The sequence below is a fragment of the Verrucomicrobiota bacterium genome (genome assembly GCA_019247695.1).
Classification (GTDB): Bacteria; Verrucomicrobiota; Verrucomicrobiia; order Chthoniobacterales; family JAFAMB01; genus JAFBAP01.
In genome coordinates, this window is sequence record JAFBAP010000053.1 from 1 (window position 1) to 24,540 (window position 24,540).

The 24,540-nt window shown below is 60.7% G+C and carries 20 protein-coding genes and 1 rRNA gene; 13 read left to right on the forward strand and 8 right to left on the reverse strand.

What is annotated here, in order from left to right:
- Nucleotides 1-87: 87 nt before the first annotated feature.
- Nucleotides 88-203: ribosomal RNA gene (gene rrf, locus JO015_05535) — 5S ribosomal RNA — on the forward strand.
- A 596-nt stretch (nt 204-799) separates the two neighbouring features.
- Here the strand turns inward: rrf and JO015_05540 are convergent.
- Together JO015_05540 and JO015_05545 are read right to left on the reverse strand one after the other, a co-directional pair.
- On the reverse strand, nt 800-4,576 hold the full coding sequence (locus tag JO015_05540; GenBank protein ID MBV9998560.1) for a response regulator: 3,777 nt from the start codon (nt 4,574-4,576) through the stop codon (nt 800-802).
- Nucleotides 4,577-5,200: 624 nt separating this feature from the next.
- Nucleotides 5,201-7,609: a mechanosensitive ion channel gene (locus JO015_05545; protein ID MBV9998561.1), complete on the reverse strand. Its 2,409-nt coding sequence runs from the start codon at nt 7,607-7,609 to the stop codon at nt 5,201-5,203.
- 137 nt (nt 7,610-7,746) lie between these two features.
- Between JO015_05545 and JO015_05550 the strand changes: the two genes are divergently transcribed.
- The 6 genes from JO015_05550 to JO015_05575 all read left to right on the forward strand — a co-directional run bounded on the left by JO015_05550 (nt 7,747) and on the right by JO015_05575 (nt 12,977).
- Nucleotides 7,747-8,430: a GNAT family N-acetyltransferase gene (locus JO015_05550; GenBank protein ID MBV9998562.1), complete on the forward strand. Its 684-nt coding sequence runs from the start codon at nt 7,747-7,749 to the stop codon at nt 8,428-8,430.
- A gap of 463 nt (nt 8,431-8,893) precedes the next feature.
- Complete coding sequence (locus tag JO015_05555; protein ID MBV9998563.1) at nt 8,894-10,714, forward strand: sodium:solute symporter family protein; 1,821 nt, start codon at nt 8,894-8,896, stop codon at nt 10,712-10,714.
- A 30-nt stretch (nt 10,715-10,744) separates the two neighbouring features.
- Entirely contained in the window at nt 10,745-11,005 is a 261-nt protein-coding gene (locus tag JO015_05560; GenBank protein MBV9998564.1) for a hypothetical protein, read from the forward strand.
- 120 nt (nt 11,006-11,125) lie between these two features.
- Nucleotides 11,126-12,118 (forward strand): aldo/keto reductase, encoded by a 993-nt coding sequence (locus JO015_05565; protein ID MBV9998565.1) that lies wholly within the window; start codon nt 11,126-11,128, stop codon nt 12,116-12,118.
- Nucleotides 12,119-12,129: 11 nt separating this feature from the next.
- Nucleotides 12,130-12,381, forward strand: a complete 252-nt coding sequence (locus JO015_05570) for a hypothetical protein (GenBank protein MBV9998566.1) — start codon at nt 12,130-12,132, stop codon at nt 12,379-12,381.
- A 71-nt stretch (nt 12,382-12,452) separates the two neighbouring features.
- On the forward strand, nt 12,453-12,977 hold the full coding sequence (locus tag JO015_05575) for a hypothetical protein (protein MBV9998567.1): 525 nt from the start codon (nt 12,453-12,455) through the stop codon (nt 12,975-12,977).
- A gap of 57 nt (nt 12,978-13,034) precedes the next feature.
- Here JO015_05575 and JO015_05580 read toward each other — a convergent pair whose 3' ends face one another.
- Genes JO015_05580 through JO015_05590 form a run of 3 tightly spaced genes read right to left on the reverse strand, consistent with a single transcriptional unit; the run spans nt 13,035 to nt 14,096 of the window.
- Nucleotides 13,035-13,316, reverse strand: a complete 282-nt coding sequence (locus JO015_05580) for a heavy-metal-associated domain-containing protein (GenBank protein ID MBV9998568.1) — start codon at nt 13,314-13,316, stop codon at nt 13,035-13,037.
- Nucleotides 13,317-13,343: 27 nt separating this feature from the next.
- The gene (locus JO015_05585) at nt 13,344-13,874 is read right to left on the reverse strand and encodes a peroxiredoxin (GenBank protein MBV9998569.1); all 531 of its coding nucleotides are present in this window, start codon (nt 13,872-13,874) and stop codon (nt 13,344-13,346) included.
- Nucleotides 13,875-13,931: 57 nt separating this feature from the next.
- The gene (locus tag JO015_05590) at nt 13,932-14,096 is read right to left on the reverse strand and encodes a DUF3096 domain-containing protein (GenBank protein MBV9998570.1); all 165 of its coding nucleotides are present in this window, start codon (nt 14,094-14,096) and stop codon (nt 13,932-13,934) included.
- Between the two features lie 192 nt (nt 14,097-14,288).
- Between JO015_05590 and JO015_05595 the strand changes: the two genes are divergently transcribed.
- A complete protein-coding gene (locus JO015_05595; GenBank protein MBV9998571.1) occupies nt 14,289-15,563 on the forward strand; it encodes an MFS transporter in 1,275 nt (424 codons plus the stop codon).
- A gap of 169 nt (nt 15,564-15,732) precedes the next feature.
- Entirely contained in the window at nt 15,733-16,431 is a 699-nt protein-coding gene (locus JO015_05600) for a hypothetical protein (GenBank protein ID MBV9998572.1), read from the forward strand.
- 220 nt (nt 16,432-16,651) lie between these two features.
- On the opposite strand, the gene JO015_05605 is transcribed toward JO015_05600, so the two are convergent.
- A complete protein-coding gene (locus JO015_05605) occupies nt 16,652-18,067 on the reverse strand; it encodes a PQQ-dependent sugar dehydrogenase (protein MBV9998573.1) in 1,416 nt (471 codons plus the stop codon).
- Here JO015_05605 and JO015_05610 point away from each other — a divergent pair.
- Nucleotides 18,054-19,289, forward strand: a complete 1,236-nt coding sequence (locus tag JO015_05610; protein ID MBV9998574.1) for a glycosyltransferase — start codon at nt 18,054-18,056, stop codon at nt 19,287-19,289. The genes JO015_05605 and JO015_05610 overlap by 14 nt on opposite strands.
- A 222-nt stretch (nt 19,290-19,511) precedes the next feature.
- Here the strand turns inward: JO015_05610 and JO015_05615 are convergent, their stop codons facing one another.
- Nucleotides 19,512-19,973 carry a DUF2147 domain-containing protein gene (locus JO015_05615; protein MBV9998575.1) on the reverse strand — a complete coding sequence of 154 codons (462 nt, stop codon included), beginning with the start codon at nt 19,971-19,973 and terminating at the stop codon, nt 19,512-19,514.
- 188 nt (nt 19,974-20,161) lie between these two features.
- Here JO015_05615 and JO015_05620 point away from each other — a divergent pair, with 188 nt between their 5' ends.
- Complete coding sequence (locus JO015_05620) at nt 20,162-20,881, forward strand: hypothetical protein (GenBank protein ID MBV9998576.1); 720 nt, start codon at nt 20,162-20,164, stop codon at nt 20,879-20,881.
- 72 nt (nt 20,882-20,953) lie between these two features.
- On the opposite strand, the gene JO015_05625 is transcribed toward JO015_05620, so the two are convergent.
- Nucleotides 20,954-21,166, reverse strand: coding sequence for a hypothetical protein (locus tag JO015_05625; protein ID MBV9998577.1), 213 nt, complete (start codon nt 21,164-21,166; stop codon nt 20,954-20,956).
- A 562-nt stretch (nt 21,167-21,728) separates the two neighbouring features.
- Here JO015_05625 and ligA point away from each other — a divergent pair.
- Together ligA and JO015_05635 are read left to right on the forward strand one after the other, a co-directional pair.
- Nucleotides 21,729-23,735, forward strand: coding sequence for an NAD-dependent DNA ligase LigA (gene ligA, locus JO015_05630; GenBank protein ID MBV9998578.1), 2,007 nt, complete (start codon nt 21,729-21,731; stop codon nt 23,733-23,735).
- A gap of 46 nt (nt 23,736-23,781) precedes the next feature.
- Entirely contained in the window at nt 23,782-24,525 is a 744-nt protein-coding gene (locus JO015_05635; protein ID MBV9998579.1) for a UMP kinase, read from the forward strand.
- The last annotated feature ends 15 nt before the right edge of the window (nt 24,526-24,540 follow it).

Consider the following 24,540-nt stretch of genomic DNA (forward strand, 5'->3'; position numbering starts at 1 on the left):
CAGAGTTTCTGGCGAAGTTGAGGCAAGAAGAAGTGTAGAGAAGCCCCCCCACTAGCCCCCCGGGCCTGGCTTCAGCTTCGCCAGCCCTCTGGTGACCCGAGCGCGGTGGCCCCACCCGTTTCCATTCCGAACACGGCCGTGAAACGCCGCAGCCCCGATGGTAGTGCCGCGTGAGGCGGTGCGAGAGTAGGCCGTTGCCAGAACTGATGGGCCCCGGGTTCCTCAAAAAGGACCCCGGGGCTCTTTTTTTTCACACGGCGCCACGGCGACCACGGCGGGAGGAGAGGAATCACCCGCAGAAGAACGCAGAAAAGAAAAAACATCCACAGATTACACAGATTGACACAGATTAAGGTGACACGGCGGCCGAAGCGGGTGTGGCGGGCACAACGTAAGAGTCCACACGGCGACCACGGCTGGAAGAGGAAAGAGTTCGGCGTTCAAAACGGCATCCTAAGGGTCCCCTGTTGGCGTCAAGCTCGGGGCCTCAGCCTGAACCTTCCCGGCCATCCCCTTAATCTGTGTAATCTGTGAATGTTTTTTTCTTTTCTGCGTTCTTCTGCGTGTTCTGCGGATGATTCCTCTCTTTCCGCCGTGGTCGCCGTGGTTCGCCGTGTGAACTCTTACGTTGTGCCCGCCAAACCGCTTGCCCGCCGTGTGACCCGGCACCCGGAAAAACTCCGAAATTTAACTAAGGGCGGCACCGCAACCTCCGATAATCTTGATTGGAGGTGGGGCGAAGAAGTAGGGACCTCCAGCCGTAGTAAGCACCGGGCGCAGGCTGACCGCTGGTAAAGGGTCAGCCTGCTTCCCCGAGGCCGGCCGCTTTCGTGCACGGCTGCTCCCGGACCGGGTTCTGCGATCCCTCCGACCCGCCGATGTCTTCAGCGGAGGGATCCGCGCCGGCCATTTTCTCCAAAAACTCTTCGATGGAATGCATGCGGAACTCCCGCAGGAGCGTCTCCAAGCGGCTGTAGATCAGGTGATGCTGCGGCAGCTGATCTTTCAACCGCTTGAGACTGCCTGACACCGCCGTCACGTCGCCCACCTGCGCAGCCTTCAGCAGTGCAAGGAGTTCCGTGCGCGGCAGTGAAGATCCGTCCTCCCCGGCTACCGGTGCGTGCGCGGCAGGACGCTCAGTCCCCTCGACAGATTGCTCGTACACCCATTTAAGATCCAACCGGCGCCCGAGCAACTCGACAAGTTCATCCTCTCGCACCGGTTTCGGCAAGAACTCGTCAAAGCCATGCCGGATCGCCTCCGCTTTGTCCTCCTCATAGACACTGGCCGAGGTCGCGACCTTGAGCATCGTGGCAGAATCTCCGAGATCGCCAAGCTGGCTGATCACCGCAAACCCGTCCTCGCCCGGCACCCGCAAATCGCTGATTAACACGTCGAACCGGTCCGGAGAACTCAACAATTTCACCGCCCCGGACGGGCTGTTCATACAAAGCGCATCGAACCCCAACGCTTCCAGCAATTCACAAAGCATCGATCGATCTTGCGGGTCATCATCGATCACCAGGACACGACGCTTTCGACCTTCGTAGCCTACGATCTTCCGGAGCGGTCGGGCAAGGGCATGCGGCTCGCTCCAATGGTTCACCGGAAGCACGACCCGAAACGTGCTGCCCTGACCCAGGAAACTTTCAACCGTGATCTCGCCATTAAGTACCTCAACCAGACGACGACAGATATGCAGCCCTAACCCGACACCGTGCTGGTGCTCCGTATGATTGGATGCCTGGAAAAACGGCTCGAACACGCGGGTGACTTCGCCCGAGGGGATACCCAATCCCGTGTCCCGCACCTCGAATACGATCCGATCCCCCTCACGCCGCGCGCATAAAGCCACCGAACCGGCTCTGGTGAATTTGAAAGCGTTATTCAACAGATTGGTCAAGACCTGCCGCACCCTCAAAGGATCGGTCAGGGTCCAGACCGGCCCCTCAAAAGCCAGCTCCGTTTCGAACTTCACCGGGCCAGGCTCCGCCTTCAGCTCGAATTCGTCGGCCAAATCGGTCACGAAAGCCTTAAGCTCGACCGGAGCCATGTTCACCGTGACAGACCCCGCCTCAATCCGCGAGACATCCAGCAGCTCATTGATCATCTGAAGCAGGTGTTCGCCGCTCGTGTACACGCTCGATAACCGGCGCTTCTGCGGCTCCGGCAAGGCCGGATCTCGAAGCGCGAGCCGTGAGAACCCGATAATGCTGTTCAGCGGCGTCCGCAGCTCGTGACTCATGTTCGCCAGAAATCTTGACTTCGCCAGGTTCGCCGCTTCCGCCGTTTCCTTCGCTTCTTCCAGCCGCAGTTGGCTTTCCCGCAAGGCGCGGGTCCGCTGCTCGACGACCGCCATAAGGGCCTTCTCACGTCGCTGCAACTGATAAACGCGCAGCCTCACCAGCAGGGCGATGGACAAGGCGCAAAGCGCGCCATAGGTCAGACATGCCCACCAGGTACGAAACCACGGAGGCCGCACGATGAAAGCGAGTCGAAACGGCCTGCTTTGCACGCCGTCACTGTCCACCGCGACCACATGCAGCTGGTAGTTGCCTTCATTTAATGCTCCCGCATGCCAGATCGGCTCATCGGAAATCGGGGTTAAATGGGAAGCGGACGGCCCATCCAGACGAGCCTGGAACCGCAGTGCCTCACCCTGCCCGAATCGATCCGTGCCGAAACGCACCTGGAAGTCCCGCTCGCCGAATGGAACAATCAGAGCTCTCGGGAATCCGGGCAGAGCCATGGGACGCCCATCCTCCGCCATGGCTTCCTCGGGATAAATGTCGAAACTCGACGGGCGCGTTCCCACCTCCGTTGCCAGGTCGACCCGCACGACCCCATAGGTTCCGCTGATCCAGGCCACCGGCCCCTCAGGGCGTTCTTCCTCCCGGATCGATTTCACTTCCCCCACAAACCGTACCACCGACCCAGGCAACGCCTCCCTGTTGCCGTCCGGAGCAACCCGCCAGATCTTCTCGACGCCTGATCCCTCACCGTCGTTTTCAACCGGCGCGCTTACGAGCCAAAGCCGAGGCGGCAAACCGCTTCCCGCAACGATCAACTGTATCGTCTCGTGTTCGGACTTCGGGGTGAGTCCAAATTCGCTGAACCGTCGACTTTCCGGATCGAACCGGTACAGCTCCGGCCCAAGCCCGAAAAGGTAGCCCTGGCCCCAGGCCACGATGTGAGCTTCCTGCTTCGAGCTGCCCAGACTGCCGGGAAGCGCAATCCTCTCGCCGCGCGCGCGCCCGGCGCGCAACGCCTCCAGACTCTCTGCATGAACTCTGAAAAGCCCGGAACCGAGCGTACCGACCAGGAGGTCGCCCGCAGGCGTTTCCGCCAGCGACCGGACATCCTCGCCGAAACCGCTCAGGCGCTCTCCGGGCACGATCGTACCCTCATGATCCTCCAGGATCGCCAAGCCGTCCTGCATCCCCACAAAGACCACCCCGTGCAAACGCGCAGACACAAGCATGGAGGTCACGCTTCGCTGGCGGGACGTCAGCAGTTTCACCCCGTTTCCCTGAAGGTAGTAGATGCCTTCCCAGGCGCCGGCCAGGAATCCCTGGGAAACCTCTTCGAGCAGCCAAATGTCGGAACTCACGTTTTGCACCCGGCGAAACCGCGACGGAAGTCCACCTCCGTTCGGTTCCAACCTAAACAGCCCATCCTTGGCCGCTGCGTAGATGGCTCCCCGGTACCGCCGCACATCGTTAACCTTTCCGCGTCCGAGCCCGTTCAAACTGTCGAAGAACTGGTAGTTAGGTTTCAGGACCACCCTGGTCAATCCGGTTTCGCCGCAGACCCAGAGTCCTCCGTCCCGATCCGTGACCAGGTTCAGCATCGCAGTATCGGGGAACCCGTTCTCTTCCAGAAAAGTGCTCACCAGCCGGCCGGAAAGGTCGATAAACACCAAGCCGCGGCCCCGAACCGCCAACGCGAGCTTGTCCGGGGCCACCAAAATCCCGGCCATCAACCGGCCGCTCCGGCAAATTGAATCCGCCTCCGTCGGGAAAGGTTCTATCTCGGACCCCCGCAAGCGGAAGATGCCGCGATCAGGCGTCAGCAGCAGGGTGTCACCGTCCGGCAGATCGATGGCTCGGCTGACCTTCGTTTCCCGCAACGGCCCGCTGTCCGCCGCCACCAGAAACTCGCCTTTGACGAGTTCATAAAGGGGCTGTCCCCGCGCGTGTGCAAACAGATGTTTTGGCGTGCCGGATACAAACCAGGAATCTTCCGCCTGGGCCGGCCACGAAATCGCCCCAAACTGCCCTTCATGCCAGACCAGAAGCCCTGTATCAACCGCGAAGTAAACGGTGTCACCGTCGGAAAACACGTCCCAGACGGCCCGGAAAGGTTTGTAGTTCGCCGGAATCTGCTCGGTTAATGATCGGAACTGGTAACTCCCGTTTTGCAGCTCCAACGTTCCAATCACGTCCAGGCCGGCCGCCCAGATCTGACCCCTTTGGTCGATGGCCAGGCCACGTACAAACTGCGCGTCCGGAATTACCGTCCGGCGCCAGCGCAAGCCATCGAATGATAGTACGCAGCCGTTGCTGCCAAAAAGCATTAAACCACGTCCGTCCTGAAGGCCGACCCAAACCTGATCCGGCCCTTGAAAGTCGCGGGTCGTGTAATACCGGAAGAGTGGGCGACCAATCTCCGGCGGACCCTCGCCGAAGCTGACCGAAGCCAACGGCCAACCAACATGCACAATCAGCAGGATTGCGCGAACTATCCGAAACACAGGCGTCATGCGCGTCCGAGCCACCTCCCCGCCGACAAACGGGCGCTCCTCTTAACCGGGAACTTTAATCACGCCGGGGCCGGGCCGTAAAGAATGACTTTGGTCAGTACGCCGTGACGGCGCCGGCCACAACCGCGCAGGATTTGTAAAAACAATAATGATTGACTTAAAAAATAAATGAAATAATCTTAAGAGCAGGATGCAGTCCGGTTCGAGCACGCTAAGAAACCAGAAACTTGCCCCGGCAGGCGTAGCGCACCCGCGGGTCCGAACCGGCGCGCCTCGTTGTTCGTTATCCCTGGAAACCCTTGTTCAGCTCCAAATTTGGCGTCGCGGAGGTCAGCCCTGTAAAGGATTGGTTTAGGTAATGTGGATCATGGATGGTCCCTCGCCCGCACCGCATTCCTAACCCTGACCCCGCGTTCGCCTTTGCTGGGCCGGTTCCCGTCACGCCAGCGGGATGTTCTCGTGCGTCAGGCGTTGATTGATCGCCCCGATCAGGTCACTCCGGATCTGAAACCAGTCTTCATAGCTATCGGTCCAGGCCCTCAGCTCAAGGGTAAGTGAGCCTGCGCTCAGCGTCGACACGTATGCCTGGGGGGCTGGATGCTTCGCCACGTGCGGATGATCCTGGGCCACCTGCTTCAACAGTTGCGCTGCATGCGCCGGATCCACCCCACGGGCGACGTTGACCTGGATCACGATGACGCGCTGCCGGTCTGAGAATGTCCAATTAATCACCTGATTGGAAATCAGTGTTCCGTTCGGGATGATCACTTCGGAGCCATCCATGGTGCGAACGACGCTCGCCCGGATTCCGATCCGTTCGACGGAGCCGGTTGCGGTATCGACCTGGATCACATCGCCGACCTTGATCGGGCGTTCGAACAGCAGGATCAGCCCGGAGACAAAATTGTTGATGATATTCTGCAGCCCGAAGCCGATCCCGACGCTGAACGCGCCGGCCAGGATCGTGAACTTGGTCATGTCGAACCCGAGCGCGGCCAAGCCGACAAAAAAACCGGCCACGAGCACCAGGTAATGAAGCAGCGTGGAAACGGCGTACGGAAGGCCCCGGGGCAGGTTGAAGCGCTCATAGACGTCTTCTTCCAGCAGAAAACGCAGGAATCGCGAAACCAGGAACGAGGCCCAGACCGCGATGGCGAATGCCAGGACATGGCCCAGGGAAAGCTGGAGTGAGCCGATCGTGAGGGTGGCGTCGAGGACGGCTTTACTCCAGCCCAGCAGAGGCGCGCGCAGCTGCAGCAGCTCCAGGAAGGTGTGCAACCAAAACAGGAAACCGACCGCCTGAAACACCCGAATGGTGCGATCCCGCAGCAGGGCGCGATGGTTGCGCACCATACGCAGGTAGGTAAGCGGACGTGTCTCGAAGGCGACGGCCGTCAAACCTTCGAGCACCCGCACGCCGCCGTAAAGCACGATCGCGACGTATGACCCACGCAGGACGCCGGCGGCCAGAAGGTTAGCCAGGCTCACGTACCCAAAGACGTTTGCGACCAGCGCCGCCGACAGGCCCGCCGCGGCCATGCGCGCGTAGAGTCCGATTGGCTGCAGGGGATGCAGCACCCGTTTTTCCTTGAGAGCCGCTGATGCGCGCCGTTCGCTTTTCAGGAGCCAGATCGAAAACAGCAGGCCTCCCAGCGTTTCGATCAACAGGAGCCCGCGCGCGACGGCCGGCAGCGACGCGGTTACGAGGCGCAGTTCGTTGAGCAGCCAGAAGCTGATGCAGGCGTAGAGAATTGGAAAATGCCTGGGCTCGACCAACCGCCGCAGCAGGAGGACGGTCGGGATCAGGACCACCGCACCCAGGCTGGCCCGCATCACTCGCGGCGCCTGCGGGTAAATCACCCCGATCAGGAGCGCTGAAAGGGCGATCGCGGCTGAGATCGGCATTTCAAAAACCGGGGTCGACCGGTGCAAGGCGGGATTTTGTTCGATCCAACGCCGGATACCGCGCCGTGCCCAGCAAAGCGCGAAAACCAGCAGCGCAACGATGCTGGCGTGGAAAAGGAGTTCTCCCGGTTGCCGTTGCAGATAACTCCAAAGGGCGCTGGCCTGGGCGGAGAAGGTCGTTTCGCTCGCCTGCGCCAGGTTGCTGCCCGGTTCTCCGGAATTCCCGAGCCGCCAAAGGGGCGCACTGTCGCGCTCCCAGAGCCGGCCGGTGGCTTGTTCCCGTGCCTGGCGGATCAAACCCTCGGCGGTGTCGATCCTGGTTTCCCGGGCCGCAAGCCGGGACTGGAGGCTCAGGATTTCCGCCCTGCGGCCCTCCAGATCATTACGGCTTTGCTGGATAGACCCTACGAAGGAGTTAATCTGGTCCGAGGTTTCCGGCGGCAGATTGGCGGCCTTCGCACTCGCAGCGGTTATGCGCCAGGTGTCGGCCATCTGCGCAAGCCGCGCCAGTCGCGCGTCAAGTTCGGTCGCTCGCCGCACCAGGTCCCGGCTCAAGCCCTGGGCAGTGTCGCGGAGGCTCTGCCATTCTCTTTCCAGCTCTGCCAGCATTTCCAACGACGGGCTGCCGGAGAGAATCTGGCTGGTCTCGGTCGTGCGCGCGTCGATATCGCGAGCGAGGGCGGGCAGTTCATCGAGGATTTTGGTTCTGGCCTCGTCAGAGGTGAGGCCCGTGCTGATGTCACGAAGCGTGTTTGCCGCGTTGTTGGCTTCGGCTACCACGTCCGGCAAGGGAATCGGGCTCGGGCTTGGGGTGGATGAGGCCGCCGGCGACGCCGCAGGGCTGGTGGATGCGGCCGGCGCGGCAGCCGCCTGCGCCCTTGAATCGCCGATGCACAATGCCGCGCAGGTGAGCGTGATAAAAATTCGCAAGTTGTGAGTCATCGTTGCAACGCCACAAATGGCACGAATGAAAAAGTGTCACAAACGCGATGAGGCTCCTCTACCTGGCCGCATGCTTGGGCCTGCGCCGCCGAGGTGTTTGGCCCAGCCGCCGGAACGCAATAAGTCGCGGACTCCGTTTGTCGCACTTTTTCGATCGTGCCATTTGTGGCCTTGTCCCGGTCGTGGCACTGGTGGCCATGGGCTTGGCGCATGACTATCGTTCCCTCATCTTATTGGCCGGGGACCGTTACCGGCTCGTGCCGCTCGACTTGAGTTTTGACCAAATCTTTTTCGATCTAGTGGCGTCTTCGCGCCAGGAACTCAGCCATTCGTTCACGTGGTGCACTCCCGGCTACACGGTCGAGACTGCCAGAGCCTGGCTGCAAAGCCGGGAACGGGCCCGAGCGGAAGATCGAGCCTACGATTTCGTGATCACCCGGGCCGACAACGGAGAATTGGTCGGCGCGTGCGGGATTAACCAGATTCAGACCGAGCACCGGCTCGGCAATTTGTATTACTGGGTAGCCGCGGCCGAACAGGGACGAGGTGCGGCCACCGCGGGCGTTTCCAGCCTGGTCGAGTTCGGGCTTAAAGGTCTCGGTTTGATCCGTCTTGAGATGCTGGTGCCGGAACGCAATTTTAGCGCGGAACGGGTAGCTGAAAAGGTCGGTGCGACTCGTGAGGTGCTGCTGCGCAACCGGTTGATCCTGCAAGCGCGGGTCCAGCATGCCTACCTGTTTTCAGTTCTCGGTTCACCCGAAGCGCTCCTTTCCCCACCCGATCCCCGGTGGGAAAAGATCACGGTAACGGGTAACGGGTAACGGGTGTCGGTCACACGGCGGGCACGGCGGGTGTGGCGGGCACGACGTAAGAGTTCACACGGTCACACCACGGGCACCACGTAAGAGTTCACACGGCGAACACGGCGGGCCACGGCGACCACGGCGGGAAGAGGAAAGAGTTCGGAGTTCGGAGTTCGGAGTTCGGAGTTCGGAGTTCGGAGTTCGGAGTTCGGAGTTCGGAGTTCGGAGTTCGGAGCGGCAGGATGGGGGGTGGGTGCGAGTGTCAACCTTAGAGTTGCCGCCGGGTCCCCTTAATCTGTGTCAATCTGTGTAATCTGTGGATGTTTTCTCTTTTCTGCGTTCTTCTGCGCGTTCTGCGGATGATTTAATCTTTCCGCCGTGGCGCCGTGTGAGTCTTTTGCGCCGTGCCCGCGGTGTGACTGGGGAATTAAAACCATAACCGGACGGCAGACGAACATAGAGCGCTAAAGTCCCCCCCTTTATGAATACTTCCCACGAGCTGCAATGGATCGACTACCTGATCATGATCATTTATTTCGGCTTCGTCCTAGGTATCGGCGTTGTGCTGAAGCGATACATGCGGACCAGTTCCGAGTTTTTGTCGGCAGGCCGCTCGATCCCCGCCTGGGTAGCCGGCTTGGCGTTCCTGTCGGCGAACCTGGGCGCCCAGGAAGTGATCGGCATGGCGGCATCCGGCGCCAAGTACGGCATTGCGACCAGCCATTTTTATTGGTTAGGGGCCATTCCGGCCATGGTGTTCGTCGGCATTTTCATGATGCCGTTCTATTATGGCTCGCGGGCGCGCTCGGTACCCGACTACCTGTCGCTGCGGTTCGATGAAAAGACCCGTGGTCTGAACGCGATCACCTTCGCCGTCATGACGGTCATGTCGTCGGGGATTTCAATGTACGCGATGGCCCTGTTGATTCAGACCCTGCACATCTTTGACACGCCCTTTCGCGTGCTGCACCTGCCCGAGAGCTGGGTTTTCCACGTCAGCATCGTGCTGTCGGCCATAATCGTGCTGGGTTACATTTTTCTGGGCGGCTTAACCAGCGCCATCTACAACGAGGTTTTACAATTTTTTCTGATCGTGGCCGGCTTTGCACCTTTGGTGTTCCTGGGGCTTAAAAACGTGGGCGGCTGGGGGGGCCTGAAGGCCAACTTGCCGCCGGCCTTTGTCCACGCCTGGCGCGGCATGGATAACCCGCACAACAACCCGTTGGGCGTCGAGTGGTTCAGCCTGGTTATGGGGTTGGGCTTTGTCCTGTCATTTGGTTACTGGTGCACCGACTTCCTGGTAGTGCAGCGGGCCATGGCGGCCGATTCGATGAACGCGGCCCGCCGCACCCCCCTGATCGCAGCGGTACCGAAAATGTTGTTCCCGTTCCTGGTAATCTTGCCGGGCTTGATTGCTCTGGCATTGACCCGGCCCGCCCAAAACCCGGCGGTAGCGAGCGCGCACGGTTCAGCGCCGCAGAGTGCAGAGGTGGCCAGCGCACAGGAACCGTTGATTCCGCCTCAGCTCAGCGCCAAGACCGGCGAGGTGGTGCGCGACAAGGACGGCAACGAGGTGCTGGACTACAACCTGGTCATCCCGCAAATGCTCCTGCACTACTTCCCCAGCGGGATGCTGGGTATCGGTCTTACGGCCCTGCTGGCCAGTTTCATGTCGGGCATGGCGGGAAACGTGACGGCCTTCAATACGGTCTGGACCTACGACATCTACCAGGCCTACATACATAAAGGCGACAGTGATGAGCATTACTTGCAGATGGCACATTTCGCCACGGTCTTCGGAGTGCTCTTGTCGATAGGAGCGGCTTATTTTGCCGCCACGTTTAACAACATCATGGACATCCTGCAGTTGGTGTTCGCTTTTGTGAACGCGCCGCTGTTTGCAACCTTTCTGTTAGGCATGTTCTGGAGGCGGGCGACGGGACATGGCGCCTTTGTGGGGCTGCTGGCCGGGATTGCCGGAGCGGCCCTGCACCAGGGTCTGACGCTGCCGGAAGGCGCCGTGCCCGGGATTAAAGGTGGCTGGATCGCGGTGTTAAACACCTACTCGAGCGAGATGGCGCAAAACTTCTGGACCGCGATCTGGGCCTGGACGACCTGTTTTATTGTGACGATCATCGTCAGCCTGGCGACCAAGCCGCGGCCGGAAAGTGAGCTGCGCGGCTTGGTTTATGCCCTGACGGACAAGGCGCACGACGCCGGCGGCGCATGGTATACCCGGCCCGTGCCGGTGGGCCTGATCGTGCTGGCGCTGACCTTGTTGCTCAACGTACTTTTCTTTTAGGAGGAAACTAACAAATTAGACGGAGATTATATGGGCTTCGATATTCGACTGCCGATTGGTTATCTGTTCACCATCCTGGGTCTGTTGCTGGCCCTGTATGGGCTAATGTCCGCCAACAGCGCAGCCTACCAGCGCTCGCTTGGGATCAACGTCAATCTTACGTGGGGAGTGGTGTTATTGATTTTCGGCTTGATCATGGCCTACTTCGCCAAACGGTCACAGTCCCGCGTACGGCGCGAGGCGCCGGATGCTGCCCCGCAAGGCGCTGCGCCGCGGCACCACATGCACTGATAAAACACAAAAGTTGAAACGACTCGTACGGGTCGCGGGTTGAGTGGCCGGGTTACCCCCGGCGGGCTCGCAGTTCGTTCAATCCGCGATCCGTACCGATTAAGGTGATTAAAGGTGGCAATCGAATACAAACGTTTAGGAAAACATGGGGTTCTGGTCAGCAACATCTGCCTGGGCACCATGAACTTCGGCTGGCATACCGGCCCGGAAGAAAGCTTCAAGATCATGGACCGGGCCCTGGAGCTCGGCGTCAATTTCTTCGACACTGCCGACGTTTACGGCCGGGGCGGCGAGCAGGGCGACACGGAAGAGATCCTGGGGCGCTGGTTCGCTCAGGGCGGGAGCCGCCGCGAAGCGGTGGTCCTGGCCACGAAGGTCTTTAATCCCGTTCAGCGTAAGGCCAACCGGGCTGAACCTAATACGGACGGCCGAAGTCTTTCCGCCTATAAAATCCGCAAGCACTGCGAGGGAAGCCTGAAACGGCTCCAGACCGACCACATCGACCTTTACCAGATGCACCACGTGGACCGGGATTGCCCCTGGGACGAGATCTGGCAGGCCTTCGGACAGTTGAGCCACCAGGGCAAGGTGGTCTACGTGGGATCCAGCAACTTTGCGGGGTGGGACATCGCCACCGCTTGCCAGGAGGCGTCCAAGCGCGGCTTGATGGGGCTCTCCAGTGAGCAAAGCATCTATCACCTGAATAATCGGGTGGTGGAACTGGAAGTTATTCCCGCCTGCCGGTACTACGGCCTGGGACTCATCCCGTGGAGCCCCTTGGCCGGCGGTCTCCTGGGCGGAGCGCTGGAAAAACTGGAAAGCGGCCGGCGTACCAGCGAGGAAGCCCGGAAGGAAATCAACGACAACCGGCCCAAGCTCGAACAGTACGAAGCCTTGTGCAAAAAACTGGGCGAACCCCCGGCCGCGGTGGCCCTGGCCTGGCTTTTGCACAATCCCATCGTGACGGCGCCCATCATCGGCCCTCGAACCATCGAGCAACTTGAGTCCACCCTGCGCGCAACCGAAATCAGGTTGGATGGGGAAATCCTGCGAAGGCTCGATGAGATTTTTCCGGGTCCTGGCGGCGAAGCGCCTCAAGCCTATGCTTGGTAAATGACAGCGAGATGAGCCCGGCGAAGAAACAGCTTGCCCGTTTCATGGCGCTCGCCGGCACGCTTCTGCCGGCTTTACTGGGCTGCGCGCAGTCTGGCCGGGTAACCACGGTCGGTTTCCCGAGCGCCCCTCAAGACCGGTTTCCTGCCCGGGCAGGCACTTACGATCTTCGCGAAGAAGTGGACGACTCGCCCGATTTTTACCACGGTAACTTCGAGCCGTACCGGGAGACGCCGGTGCCGTCCGGGGATGAGTTTCGATGATGGACGCCGCGGCGGCATGCCGGCCCGCGGCAGGTCAACAACCTGGGCCAAAGATGCCACGATCCAAAAGGGTGAAACAACCGCGTTGCGGGGTTTACCTGAACTTGTTTATTGCGCTAAACGTCGCGGTCTGCCTGACGCTCGGCGGCTGCGCGCATCGCGCAAGCGGGCGTTCGACCGCCGCGCAGACGCCAACCTACCCGCCGATCTCGCCGGCTTCGGTTCAGATTATTAATCGCCGGCCGCCGGTCGCCTATGACGAACTCGGCAGGGTAACGGTTCAGACGGAAAGCGTTCAGCCCCGTGCCCGGAGCATGCAAGAGGTACGGGAAATGGCCGCGCAGGCCGGCGCCAATGCCGCTGTTCTGCTGGATGAGAGGACTTTCCGGCAGCACAACAGCGTTACGCGACGAAGCACGAACATGCGCCGGCTGATCGCCCTGTTGATCCGCCGTAAGGACGTCTGGACGCCACCGTTGGAGAATCCGTACCAGGTACCGGCGGCGCCTTCGCCCTCCCCGAGCCCACGCAGCGAACGCGGCGCGCCGCCCCCGCCGGCGCCTCAGGGGGCCCCGCCTGGAGCAACGGGCACCTGAAGAATAGGATGCCACGAATAAAGGGCTTTCATCTGCGGCATTCCCTTTCAGCTGCTTTCAGCTGTTGTCGGCTTGCGCCGTCGGATGATAGCCCGTCCCCAAAATAGCGTCGTGCAGCGAGGGGGCGTGGACTTTGCGGGCATCAAACGTCACCCGGACTTCGGCCCGGTCCAGGTCGGCGACTGCACTCTCAACACCATCCAGGTCGCGCAGGGCAGCTTCAATCTGGGCCGCGCGATGCTGATCGTCGAGCCCTTCGACCGCGATAATGGCGTTTTCCAGAACCGGTTGATCGGTAGGGATCGGGGCGTGTGGGTCGGCGGGGTCTTGCTGTGACATAAGTGATCTGGTTTTGAAAGGTTCGCATTACGACGGGGATTTCTCCACCACGGCGAGCACATCCTGCGCCTGCTTGTCCGTAGCAGCGTGCGTATCGAACCAGACCAGCCTGCCGTCCTTGAACAGGTAAGCCTGCCTGGCCGCCGCGACCTCCATGATGATGGGCACGCCGAACGCGCTCGTCACCTTACGATCGGTGTCGGCGATCAGCGGAAAAGGAAGGTGTTCCTTTTCCTGGAACCGTTTCTGATCGGCTACCGAATCAAGGCTGACCCCGACCACCCGCACGTTGTGGTGCACCAGGTCGGCATACGCGTCCCGCAGACTGCAGGCCTGCGCGGTGCAGCCGGGCGTCATCGCTTTCGGGTAAAAGTAAACGAGCAGGTATCCGTGCGCTCCCGTGCTGGGAAGGTCCAGCACCTGGCTATCCTGAGTCATTCCGGCAACGCTGGGAATAGGATCGCCCAACTTCAATTTTGGGTTTGCGGCCACAACCTTCAACGCCAGAAGGCCACCCAGGGTGGCCACAACCGCTCCAAGCAGAATTTTCCTCATCATATGAACAATATTGAACAATTCGTCTCCACGCCTGCGCCGGGCGCCCGGGAATTCGTCTCACATGTGGAGCAACCCGAGCAGGCCGATCACAATCAGATAAATCGCCACGATAAAGCTAAGCAACCGGGGCACAATCAGGATCAAAATCCCGGCGATCAGAGAGACCAAAGGTGAGAGCGTAACAGCAATCAGGGCCACAATTGGGGAGAAGGCGAGGGTCATGGTGGAATGGATAAAGATTGTCTTTAAGTCACAACGGACCGGTATCCGGGTCAAGCCGGACGCCGCAGAATGGCTTTGCTCAGCATGGCGTGATAGACATTGCCCAGCCCTGAGGGTCAGGGCCTTCCGGCCCATTCCCGTTGACGACATCCCATGATTGCTATCTCGGCAAACGTCGGATAGGCAAGGTCGGTGCCTGCCCTTAATTACGCTTCAGCCCCTGCAAAAACGCGGCTGCTCCTGGTTTACGGCCTGGGCGGTTTTGCCATGAACCTGACGAATCTGGTCATGTCGCAGTGGCTTTACGAGCGGTACGTCGTCGAGGGCGTACTCGCAGCTTCCACCTTTGCAATCCTTCTTCTCGCCGGGCGCTTGACCGACGCATTTTCCGATCCCCTCATCGCTTTCTGGACGGATAACCTGAGGACCCGGTACGGCCGCCGGCTTCCCTTTCTGCGTTGGGGCACCGGCCCGTTTGCCCTGGCCTGCGTGTTGCTCTGGACGCCGCCCGTAACCCTCGATCCTGCCGGGCGCACCCTCTACGCGTTCGTTGTTACCCAGTTTTATTTTCTCATGTACGGGCTGGTGATTACCCCCTACCTGGCGCTTCTGCCAGAACTTTTGGTGGATCAGCGTGACCGCCTTAATCTGACCACCGCACAATCGACCGCGGCCCTGGCCGGCACCCTCTCTTTCGCCTTGACCGGCGCGGTCCTGCAGGCTGGCGGCTACGGGGCGATAGCCTTGATGCTCGCCGCCGGCGTGGTCATCTCTTTCTTGCCCGCAGCTTTTACTCTGCGCGAATCGGAGGCACGCACCAGCACGGCGCCCGCCGGTCTGAGAGAGTTTCCCCGCTGGTTAGGGCAAGGACTCAGGAATACGGATTTCCACCCGCTCCTGGCCGCCACGTCTCTTTTCTGGTTCGGCCTGAACCTGATCCTGATGCTTGTCCCACGGCTGGTTCAGGAGCAGTTGCACGCACCCCCGGGCGCCGTAACCCTGGTGATGCTGCCCTTTATCGGGGTGAACCTGATCGGGTTTTTCATCTGCAACGGGCTGGCCAAGCGCATCGGACCGCACCGCTGTTTCACGGGCGCCCTTCTGCTGGCCGGCTTGGAGTTTCCGCTCTTTGGGGTGTGCGGTCGGCTTCTGCCCGGCTTGGCCAGCGCACAAATCGTGGCCGCGCTGGCCGCGCTGCCGGCCGCCGGGTTTGCCGTACTCCCGTTTGCCTTGCTCGCCGAGGTTATTGACCGCGATGCCAAACGATCCGGCTACCACCGGGAGGCGCTTTATTTCGGTGTGCAGGCGATCTTTCAGAAGAGTGCCATCGGGTTGTCGGTGGTTGCGTTTGCGTGGATTCAGGCCAACCATTACGGGCTTGTCCTGGTAAGTTTGCTGGCCGGCGTGGCCTGTGGCCTCGCCGGGGGCATTTATGGCTGGGCAACGTTGCGCCGTGCCCGCCTTTGACGGCGATGCGATTGAGCGGTGCGGTTTGGAAGACTCGTCTTGATTGGCGCCGGATCCGTGATTCAGTGTCGGGCGTGCACTGGACCAAGGGCACCAACGCGCCTGAGGTCCACGCGACTAAATACGGACGTACTGTGTCATGCATTGCCGAGTTCGATTTCCGAAAAGGATGAAGTGTTCAACCCGGATCAGCCGGCTGCCCCGATGGGTAGGAATCGCAGGTGTGACTTTCCTGTCTGCGGTCCCCTGGTTTTGTCAGGCTTCGGAAGGCGATTGGCGGGAGGTGAGTCGAACTGCCGGCCTCGCCATCTCGGTCCGGGACCGCGGCGGTAACCCCATCAAGGAACTCCGGGCGGTGGGGACGATTGATGCGCCGACCTGGGTCGTGAAAAACGTCCTCGACGACGTCGACAGCTACCCCAGCTTCATGCCGTACACGGTTGAGGCCAGGCTCCTGAACAGGGACACCGCCAAGCGAACCGCCACCGTCTACATGAAGCTTGACCCGCCGCTGGTCGGACCCCGGGACGTCACCATCCGCATCCAGGAGCAGGTATCGAAAGCTCCTGACGGCAACATAATCTACAATTCTCACTGGGAAGCGGACAACGCTACCGGGCCGGCCGTTCAGGCCGGCGTGACCCGGATGAACCTCGACGAAGGTTCCTGGACGCTTGAACCCACCGCGGACGGCAAATCGACGCGAGCCATCTATTCGCTGTTGACGGACGCGGGCGGCAACCTGCCGCCGTTTGTCGTCAACATGGCCAATAAGCGCAGCATCGCCGATTTGTTCGAAGCGGTGCGCAAACAGACCCAAAACGGCAAATACCGCCAGAGTCAACTGGCCACCGATTCCAGTTCTTAGTCCCACGGTCACACGGCGGACACAGCGGATTTGGCGGGCACGACGTAAGAGTTCACACGGCGAACACGGCAAGCCACGGCGACCACGGCGGTGGATTCGCAGAACACGCAGAACACGCAGAAAAGAGAAAACATCCACAGGTTACACAGATTAGGGGCACACGACGGGCGCGGCCGCTCCGAACTCCGAACTCCGAACTCCAAACGCCGAGCTCCGAACTCTACCTGGCGCGGGCGAGCCGGTAGACGGTTCCGCTGTCGTCGTCGGAAATGTAGAGTGCCCCATCCTTGCCCGGTTTGACGTCTACCGGCCGTCCCCAGACGTCCTGCGTGGCGTCGTCCAGCCACCCGGTTACCAAGTCAACCTGTGAGCCCGGCCGGCCATCGTGCGTCCAGGGAAAGTACGCGACCTTGTAACCGGTCTTCCGGGTCCGATCCCACGAGCCATGGTAGGCCGTCACCAGTCCATGCCGTACCTGTTCGGGAACATTGCTTGATTGCAGAAAGGCCATTCCGAGCGGGGCGGAATGCGCCTGGATGCCTTTATCCACCCGTGTAAAGGTCGATTCGGGAAAACGGCGCCAATCCGGATTGTTATCGTAGTCCGGGTCAAAGGGCATGTTATCCAAGCCGGAAGGGGTATCGGGATCGGGATTTGCAAAGGGCCAACCGTAGTTGGCGCCGTCTTTGACGTGGATCAGCTCATCCGGCGGGTGATCGTCAACGTAGGAACTCAGGCGTTTGCCGTAGTCGTCGCCGTCACCCTGGCGCCAGGGCCGGTGGAAGGGGAACCGGATCTCGTCTCGCTCGTTGACGACGGCCCACAACTCGCCCGTACCGGGTAAAAAATCCAGGCCTTCGGCGTTCCGGATGCCGCGAGCGAAAATCCGCCCGTGGCTACCGTCAAGATCATATTGGTAGATCGCGGAACGTACCGGGTTGCTGGTGGTGTCGGACGGGCTCGCGTTGGTGGCTGAAGCGACATCGACGTACAGCTTGTTGTCGGGCCCGATCGCCAGGTTCTTGAGTTCGTGCCCGTAAGCGCCGCCCAGTCCCGCACTGCTGGCATCCGGCAGGTTAGGTACGATCACTTCCCGGTTCGAGACCCTTTCGGAAGCCGGATCGTAGCGGAAACGCACAATCTCATTGCATTCACCGACGTAAAGGTAAGTGGCGCCGTCGATGTTCTTAAAGGCCATGCCTTGAGGCAGCCGGAGCCCGCTGGCGAGCAGTTGCACCGAGCGATCTCCGTCAAGCCGCACCAGCCAGATCTTGCCGTGCGCCGGTTGGGAAACCAAAAGGTTCCCAGCCGGGGTGCCCATCAGAAAGCGGGCACGGGCGATTCGAGCAACCACCTCGATGATGAAGCCTTTGGGTACCCGCAGCCTTCGTTCCCGATCGAACGTACCCTCACGGAGTTCGGAAGGCACCTGCACCGGCACCGTTTCGAACGACAGCGGGTCGGCAGCCCTGGCGGGCAAGGTAACGGCCGGCAGCGCCATCGTTACCGCCCAGGTTACGCCAAACCAGTTCACAAAGCATCGCGGGAGAAGAGACGAAAGGGGTCGCAACAGCATGGCCGATTCCAGGCAGGTAAGCTGGTCGCACCCGCCCGGGGTTGCAATGGCGATTTGCATCCGCTTCTATCCTTCGGTGATTTGCGTTTGGGTAAACAAGCGCGACTGGCGCCAACCGGGGCCGATCGTGAACGTCGGTCTGCGCAATGCGTACGCCCTTGCGGCGCTGGGGAAAGAAACTCACTTTTTTGTCGGTGCAGGACCGGCTTCCGAGACCGCCGGTGACCTGAAGGAATTCTATGGTCTGGATGCCAACCCGAACCTTCATATCCATCGGGTCGCGCGTACGGCGCTGCTCGCCCGGTGGGGGTTGCGCCCTGGTGAGACCAGCAGCGGCCCGATCTTTCGCCAGGCCGCCCGGTTTATCCGCACGTCAGTGAGCAACAATGCGGTGGTCGCGGTGATTACCCGGGAAGCTTCGTTCTTGCCGTACCTGGTTTGGCTCAAGGCATGGTGCGGCTCGCGCCTGCTTGGTTTCTATGAAGCTCATGATTTTCATGGCGACCTTGCCTGGCGCCGCGCCCAGCGCTTGCCGGTCAGGAGCCAGGATGTACGCCAAAGCTGGCTGGAACGGTTATTTTTACCGTGGTTAGACGGCGTGATCTGCATCACCGGCGCGCAACGGGACCTGTTTGCCGCCAGACAGAGCCGGTTGGCCATTTGCACGTTGCCGCTAGGCACCGACCCCGTTGATGCGCCGCCTGTCGACCCCGAAACGCGCCGTGTCTTGCGACGGGCCGTCTACATCGGGCGCCTCTCCCGCGGCAAGGGCCGCGATCTGCTGCTGGCCGCGGCCCCGCAACTGGCGCGGGCCGGGATCAGACTGGCTTTCTGGGGCGGCAATTCCGAGCAGGCCGCCGCCCTGCAACGCCAGGCGGCCGATCAGGGCGTGGGCGCGTGGGTCGAAGTCATAAGTTCACGCCCGCCGGATGCGCTCGGCCGGGATCTGAGCGCGCGTGCCAGCGTCGGGCTGGCTCCGTTGGCCGATGACGCATACAACCGTTACCTGACCTGCCCGGTGAAAGCGCTCGATTACCTGTCGCACAGTCTCCCGGTGGTCGCCAGCGACCTGCCTTCGACGCGAGAAGTGCTAGGTGATCAGGGCGCCGGCCGTTTCGTTCCGCCCGGCGATGCCGATACGCTCGCACGATCCATCATCGAACTGCTCGATGATGCCGCCGCCTACGCGGCCGCAACGCGCGCTGCGCACGCACGTGCCTGTGCGCTGGCCTGGCCCAAGCGCGGAGAACGACTGCTGGCCTTTATAGAATGCCAAAGATAAAATGCCACAAATGACGGACTCCTACCTGCGGCATTCCCGGCCCCTTCGGCTCGTAGCGTCAGGGCAACGCTGCAAATGACGGAAGTAGGAGAGCACGCCACCGGCTGGCTTCTCTTCCATCTATGGCGTTCTTCCGCTTATAACATCTGCGGCATCCTAGACGTCCGTCATTTGTGGCATTTTTTTCACTTGTGGCATTTGTGGCATTTTATCTTTGGCATTTTATAGGTCACCTCGGGTCCAGATCTCCGTGCGTCCGATGACGGAGAGAAGGACGTAACCGCGCACCTCCAAGGTGTTGGCTCCCGTCAACTCCATGGTGCAGGAATAAGTCTTGCCGGATTTCGGATCGTAGATGGTTCCATGGTCCCATTTCCCGGCGCCAGCGGGGGTGAATCCGGTCATGAAGACCATACCGATGATGGGGCGGCTGCGTTTGGCGGCGTCCGGGTTGTGGATATCCGTTTTGACCCTGCCGTCAGGGGCGAGCGGTTCGCGCAGCGCCACGATTTTCGCGTTCAGTTTTCCGGATTCTTCATAGATTTCGAATGCGCCGTCCTGGTTATGCCACCGGCCGGCGACGTCGGCCGTCCGGGTAGATTCGGACGCACCTGCGATGATGGGTAGTCCGGCGAAACCGCACGCAAACGCCGCAAACAAAAGGCTGACGTAAAGACGGATCATACTACGAGGTCGTGGCGACCTCGCCAAAAGTTACGTTTCAGTTCTGACCTATGGACGTTCGCTTTTTGAGCCGGTTGAGCAGAACGCAGCAAAAAAGATTGGCAGCGTCACGGGACCATCGTACGTACGGGGGGTGCGAATCTTCTCGCTAAACCGTTTACCTTAATCCGGATCTCTTCCTTTCCCGCATGAGCAGCGACCGTCCTGAGCCTAAAACAAACTGGCGTAACCTTTGTCCGAAAATAATTCTCGAAGGAACCCGGATGACCTATAAAACGGAGATTGCGTTCGGTCTGAACGAGCATCCCCGGTTTGTGGGGCCGCGCAAGTACCGTTACCATTCCCCAATCATCTCCGCGGAATGGGGGGGATTCCTGAACGCGCCCTGGGGTGAATGCCTTATCACCTTCAGCCCGGAACGTGAAACGCTCGCCCTTGAGACGTACGAGCTGTGGTTGCAGCTTTTCGAGCATCAACCCTACCTTTCCTACATTGTCGACCGTTTCCATCTCTCGACCCAGGTCTACCAGTGGCTCTACCGGCACCGGAAATACGACTTCACGGAATTGGAAGAACGCCTTTACCAGCTTGGGTTCCGCCTGGTCTTCTGCCATCGCGACCCGGATACCTTTGTTGAGGCGCGGCGCGAGCGCCTCAAGGTCTCGGGCAACCCGAGCCAGTATGATGACCTAACCCTGATCATGCGCGAACAGGAGCTCCTGGCGAGTTACGCGGAGAAGAGCATCCTGCCGAAGTTTTACGTCGACATCACTGATGGCGACCTTCGATCCAAGATGGAAGCGATCGTGGGCTGGTATGAAGCGACCGGAGGCCTCACCGTGGATTGCGACCGGGTACGTCCGGTCGTGAACGAAAAGCTGCCCTCGGTCGTCGAGTCGGCGGCTTGAAACCGAACCGCACGGGTTCGGCGGAGACAGGCCTGCCTGCGTGGCCGGCTGGCTGGTCGTGTGCGCTGGTGTTTACTCGATCAGGAGCGTCTGCGTTGCAGGCCGTATTGCGGGGTAAGCATAGCGCCAGGCGTCCCAAAGACGAATCGGTGGCTCGTCGGTCGAGCCGGCAAAGCCGGTCTGATTACGCGCGGTTCCCAGATGCACGGCGATCCGGAATGGATCCTGGAAGGGTGCTGCGTTCTTACCCGCATTGCGCACGTGCGCAGGCGCTCTTTTCCTCATGCTTGACTTCCCTTGAAACCGTTGCAATGCATGCCCGGGAAAAAGCAGGAGCCGATCCCGCCTGACCCCAGCACAGGTACGCGGGTGGCGACGGCTCGATTGGTTTTTCCCTGGTTGAGCGTCGCCTTCCCCCCTTGACGACGGCAACTGCATCCTTCACCAATCGAGCCGCGCTCTTCTTACTGATCCCCGTTCGTTGGCTGAACGCCTTTTAGTAGAGCAACCCTTGTGCCAGGTGCGCTGAGCATCCGCTTTCAGGGGCGGTGCGGGACCTGAGTGCCCGGGAGGAGCGGCAGGTTGGCCGGCCCTCCCGCGGATTCTCCGAGGCCAGCGACGCATCCGTCCTGTTGCCGTGCCGGTACCTACCACACCGTAACCGCACCCAGCCCTCTGCAAAAAAAAACGCCAAGGTGGACGTAATGCCTGCCGTTCTGCAGCCACCTTTGGTTTTTCCTGATGGGCGGTTTTATGCAGTGTCAGCGTCGCCCAAGGTTTTTGATTTTCTGCGTTGCTTCCGGGCATTTAATCGTAAGACACAAGAGCGTCTGCGATAAAAATAAACATGCCAAACCCGGGACAGGTCGAAGCTGAAATCCGGCGACTGCGCCGCGAGATCGAGGAGCATGATCGCCTTTATTACCAGGAAGCTGCGCCGAAGATAAGCGATCAGGCTTACGACCAGCTGATGAGGGTTTTGCGGGACCTGGAGGTTGCCCACCCGGAGTTCGTGACGGCAGATTCGCCGACTCAGCGGGTGAGCGGCCGGCCGCTGGACGCTTTCCGGCAAATTACGCACCGCTCACCGATGCTGAGCCTGGAGAATACCTATTCCGAAGGGGAAGTGGCTGAGTTCTTTCGCCGGATTGAACGGCACCTCGCCGGAGAACGAACTTTAGCGATCATCGAGCCGAAGGTCGATGGGGTGGCGCTCTCGCTGTTTTACCAAAGTGGCAAGCTGGTGTACGCCGCCACGCGGGGCAACGGGGTGGCGGGTGACGACGTGACCGCCAATGTGCGCACCATCCGTTCCGTGCCGCTTCGTCTGCACCCGCCGTACCCGGAGGAGGCGGAGGTCCGGGGAGAGGTCTTTATGCCGAAACGGGTTTTCGCCGCGTTGAATGAAAGTCGTGAACAGGCCGGGGAACCGCTTTTTGCCAACCCGCGAAACGCCGCCGCCGGCAGCTTGAAACAGCTTGATGCCCGGATTGTGGCTGAACGCAAGCTGGACGCCGTGTTCTATGGCTGGGGCTATGTCTCCGGGAGCAGCGTCCGGTCACATCAGGCGGCCCTGGCCGGGATCGCCGGGTGGGGGTTGCGCACGCCGGCCCGGACCTGGATGGCCGAGACCGTGGAAGGCGTGCTTGCGGCGATCAAGGAACTTGACGTCATGCGGCACGGCTTCCCTTACGAAACGGATGGGGCGGTGGTGAAGGTGGACGACTTCGGCCAGCGCGAGCGCCTGGGTTACACTTCCAAGGCGCCGCGATGGGCGATGGCGTTCAAGTACCAGGCGGAACGGGCTGAAACCCGTTTGCTGTCGATCGACGTCCAGGTGGGACGTTCCGGTAAGCTGACTCCGGTGGCAAACCTTGAGCCCGTCCAGCTTAGCGGCACCGTGGTGGCGCGCGCAACGCTGCACAACGGAGAGGAGATCAAGCGCAAAGACATCCGGGTGGGTGACGTGGTGCGCATCGAAAAGTCAGGGGAAATCATCCCGGCCGTCGTTGAAGTGGTGGCCGCGCGCCGCACCGGTACGGAGCAAATTTTCGTCATGCCGGACCATTGCCCAAGCTGCGGCCGGCCGGTGGTCCACATGGCCGGCCAGGTGGATCTCCGCTGCGTGAACGTCGAATGCCCGGACCAGGTTAAACGGCGCCTTGAACACTTCGCTCACAAAGGCGCGCTCGACATTGAAGGGCTCGGCGAAGCGATGGTCACCCAGTTGGTCGATGCGGGGCTCGTCCGGCGGATCGATCATGTCTATGACCTAACGGCCGAGCAGCTGGGCGGGTTGGAGCGGATGGGAACCAAGAGCATCAGCAATCTCTTGAACGCCATTCAAGCCAGTAAAAGCCAGCCGCTCTGGCGCCTGATCTTCGGGCTCGGCATCCTGCACGTGGGGGCGACCGCCTCGCGCGAGCTCGCGTCTTATTTTGGAACGCTGGACGCCTTGAAATCCGCCGGGGTCGAGGAGTTAACCCGCGCGCATAACACCGGTTCCGTCATGGCGCAGAGCATTTACGATTGGTTCCGCCACCCGGATAATGCGGCGCTGATTGAAGCTTTGCGAAGACACGGGTTGAACTTCGGCCACCAGGGCGAGGTTGAAACCTTGAGCGCCAAGTTGGCCGGTACCAGCTGGGTGATCACCGGCACGCTCAGCCGGCCACGAGACGCGTTTGAGGACTTGATCCGCCGGCACGGCGGCCGGATTACCAGCAGCGTAAGCAAGAAAACGAATTATCTGCTCGCCGGAGAAGAGGCCGGCGGCAAACTGCAGAAAGCACGCCAGCTCGGGGTGCAAGTGATCGGCGAAGATCAGCTTGCAACGCTGTTGGCTGCACCCTGAACTTGACTTAGGGGGTGCAGTCTTTTATGGCGTTATAAATTTTTTCATGTCCAATCTCAAAACGGCTCCCGGGCAGCCTAAATACCGCCGGATTGTTTTGAAAGTAAGCGGAGAAGCCCTTCGAGAACCGGGCAGTCACGAGACGATTTCCCCTGCCATCGTCAGCGACATCGCTCGTCAGATACAGGAAGTGCGCGATCTCGGTGTTGAAGTGGCCGTCGTGATCGGGGGCGGCAACATCTGGCGCGGCCTTGCCGCGAGTCATCGCGGGATGGACCGCACCACCGCCGACTACATGGGGATGCTGGCTACCGTGATCAACGGCATGGCGCTCCAGAGCGCCCTCGAACAACTCGGGGTCGTCACGCGGCTGCAAACGGCGATTGAAATGGCTAACGTCGCCGAACCCTTTATCCTGCGGCGGGCCATCCGCCACCTCGAATTGGGGCGCGTGGTCATCTTCGGCGCCGGCACCGGCAACCCGTTCTTCTCAACCGATACCACGGCGGCGTTGCGGGCCAGCGAGATTCGGGCTGAGGTGATCCTCAAGGCGACCAAAGTCGACGGAATCTACGACAGCGATCCGAAGCTGAATCCCAATGCCCAGCGCTACGAGTGGGTTACCTACAGCGAAGCGCTCACCAAACGGCTCAAGGTCATGGATTCCACCGCGTTCAGCCTTTGCATGGACAACCGGGTGCCGATCATTGTGTTCGACATGGCCGTGCCCCATAATATCAGGCGCGTGGTTTGCGGCGAAAAAGTTGGGACCCTGGTAACCTCGGAATAAGCGCCCGAAGGGATC

Bases quoted from the DNA above. Each gene is read 5' to 3' on its own strand.
- JO015_05620 (MBV9998576.1), top strand. From the start codon at position 20,162: ATGAGCAGCGACCGTCCTGAGCCTAAAACAAACTGGCGTAACCTTTGT.
- JO015_05635 (MBV9998579.1), top strand. From the start codon at position 23,782: ATGTCCAATCTCAAAACGGCTCCCGGGCAGCCTAAATACCGCCGGATT.
- JO015_05580 (MBV9998568.1), bottom strand. From the start codon at position 13,316: ATGTCACAGCAAGACCCCGCCGACCCACACGCCCCGATCCCTACCGAT.
- JO015_05610 (MBV9998574.1), top strand. From the start codon at position 18,054: ATGGCGATTTGCATCCGCTTCTATCCTTCGGTGATTTGCGTTTGGGTA.
- JO015_05555 (MBV9998563.1), top strand. From the start codon at position 8,894: ATGAATACTTCCCACGAGCTGCAATGGATCGACTACCTGATCATGATC.
- JO015_05545 (MBV9998561.1), bottom strand. From the start codon at position 7,609: ATGACTCACAACTTGCGAATTTTTATCACGCTCACCTGCGCGGCATTG.
- JO015_05590 (MBV9998570.1), bottom strand. From the start codon at position 14,096: ATGACCCTCGCCTTCTCCCCAATTGTGGCCCTGATTGCTGTTACGCTC.
- JO015_05625 (MBV9998577.1), bottom strand. From the start codon at position 21,166: ATGAGGAAAAGAGCGCCTGCGCACGTGCGCAATGCGGGTAAGAACGCA.
- JO015_05615 (MBV9998575.1), bottom strand. From the start codon at position 19,973: ATGATCCGTCTTTACGTCAGCCTTTTGTTTGCGGCGTTTGCGTGCGGT.
- JO015_05585 (MBV9998569.1), bottom strand. From the start codon at position 13,874: ATGATGAGGAAAATTCTGCTTGGAGCGGTTGTGGCCACCCTGGGTGGC.
- JO015_05605 (MBV9998573.1), bottom strand. From the start codon at position 18,067: ATGCAAATCGCCATTGCAACCCCGGGCGGGTGCGACCAGCTTACCTGC.
- JO015_05540 (MBV9998560.1), bottom strand. From the start codon at position 4,576: ATGCTTTTTGGCAGCAACGGCTGCGTACTATCATTCGATGGCTTGCGC.
- JO015_05570 (MBV9998566.1), top strand. From the start codon at position 12,130: ATGAGCCCGGCGAAGAAACAGCTTGCCCGTTTCATGGCGCTCGCCGGC.
- JO015_05560 (MBV9998564.1), top strand. From the start codon at position 10,745: ATGGGCTTCGATATTCGACTGCCGATTGGTTATCTGTTCACCATCCTG.
- JO015_05600 (MBV9998572.1), top strand. From the start codon at position 15,733: ATGAAGTGTTCAACCCGGATCAGCCGGCTGCCCCGATGGGTAGGAATC.
- ligA (MBV9998578.1), top strand. From the start codon at position 21,729: ATGCCAAACCCGGGACAGGTCGAAGCTGAAATCCGGCGACTGCGCCGC.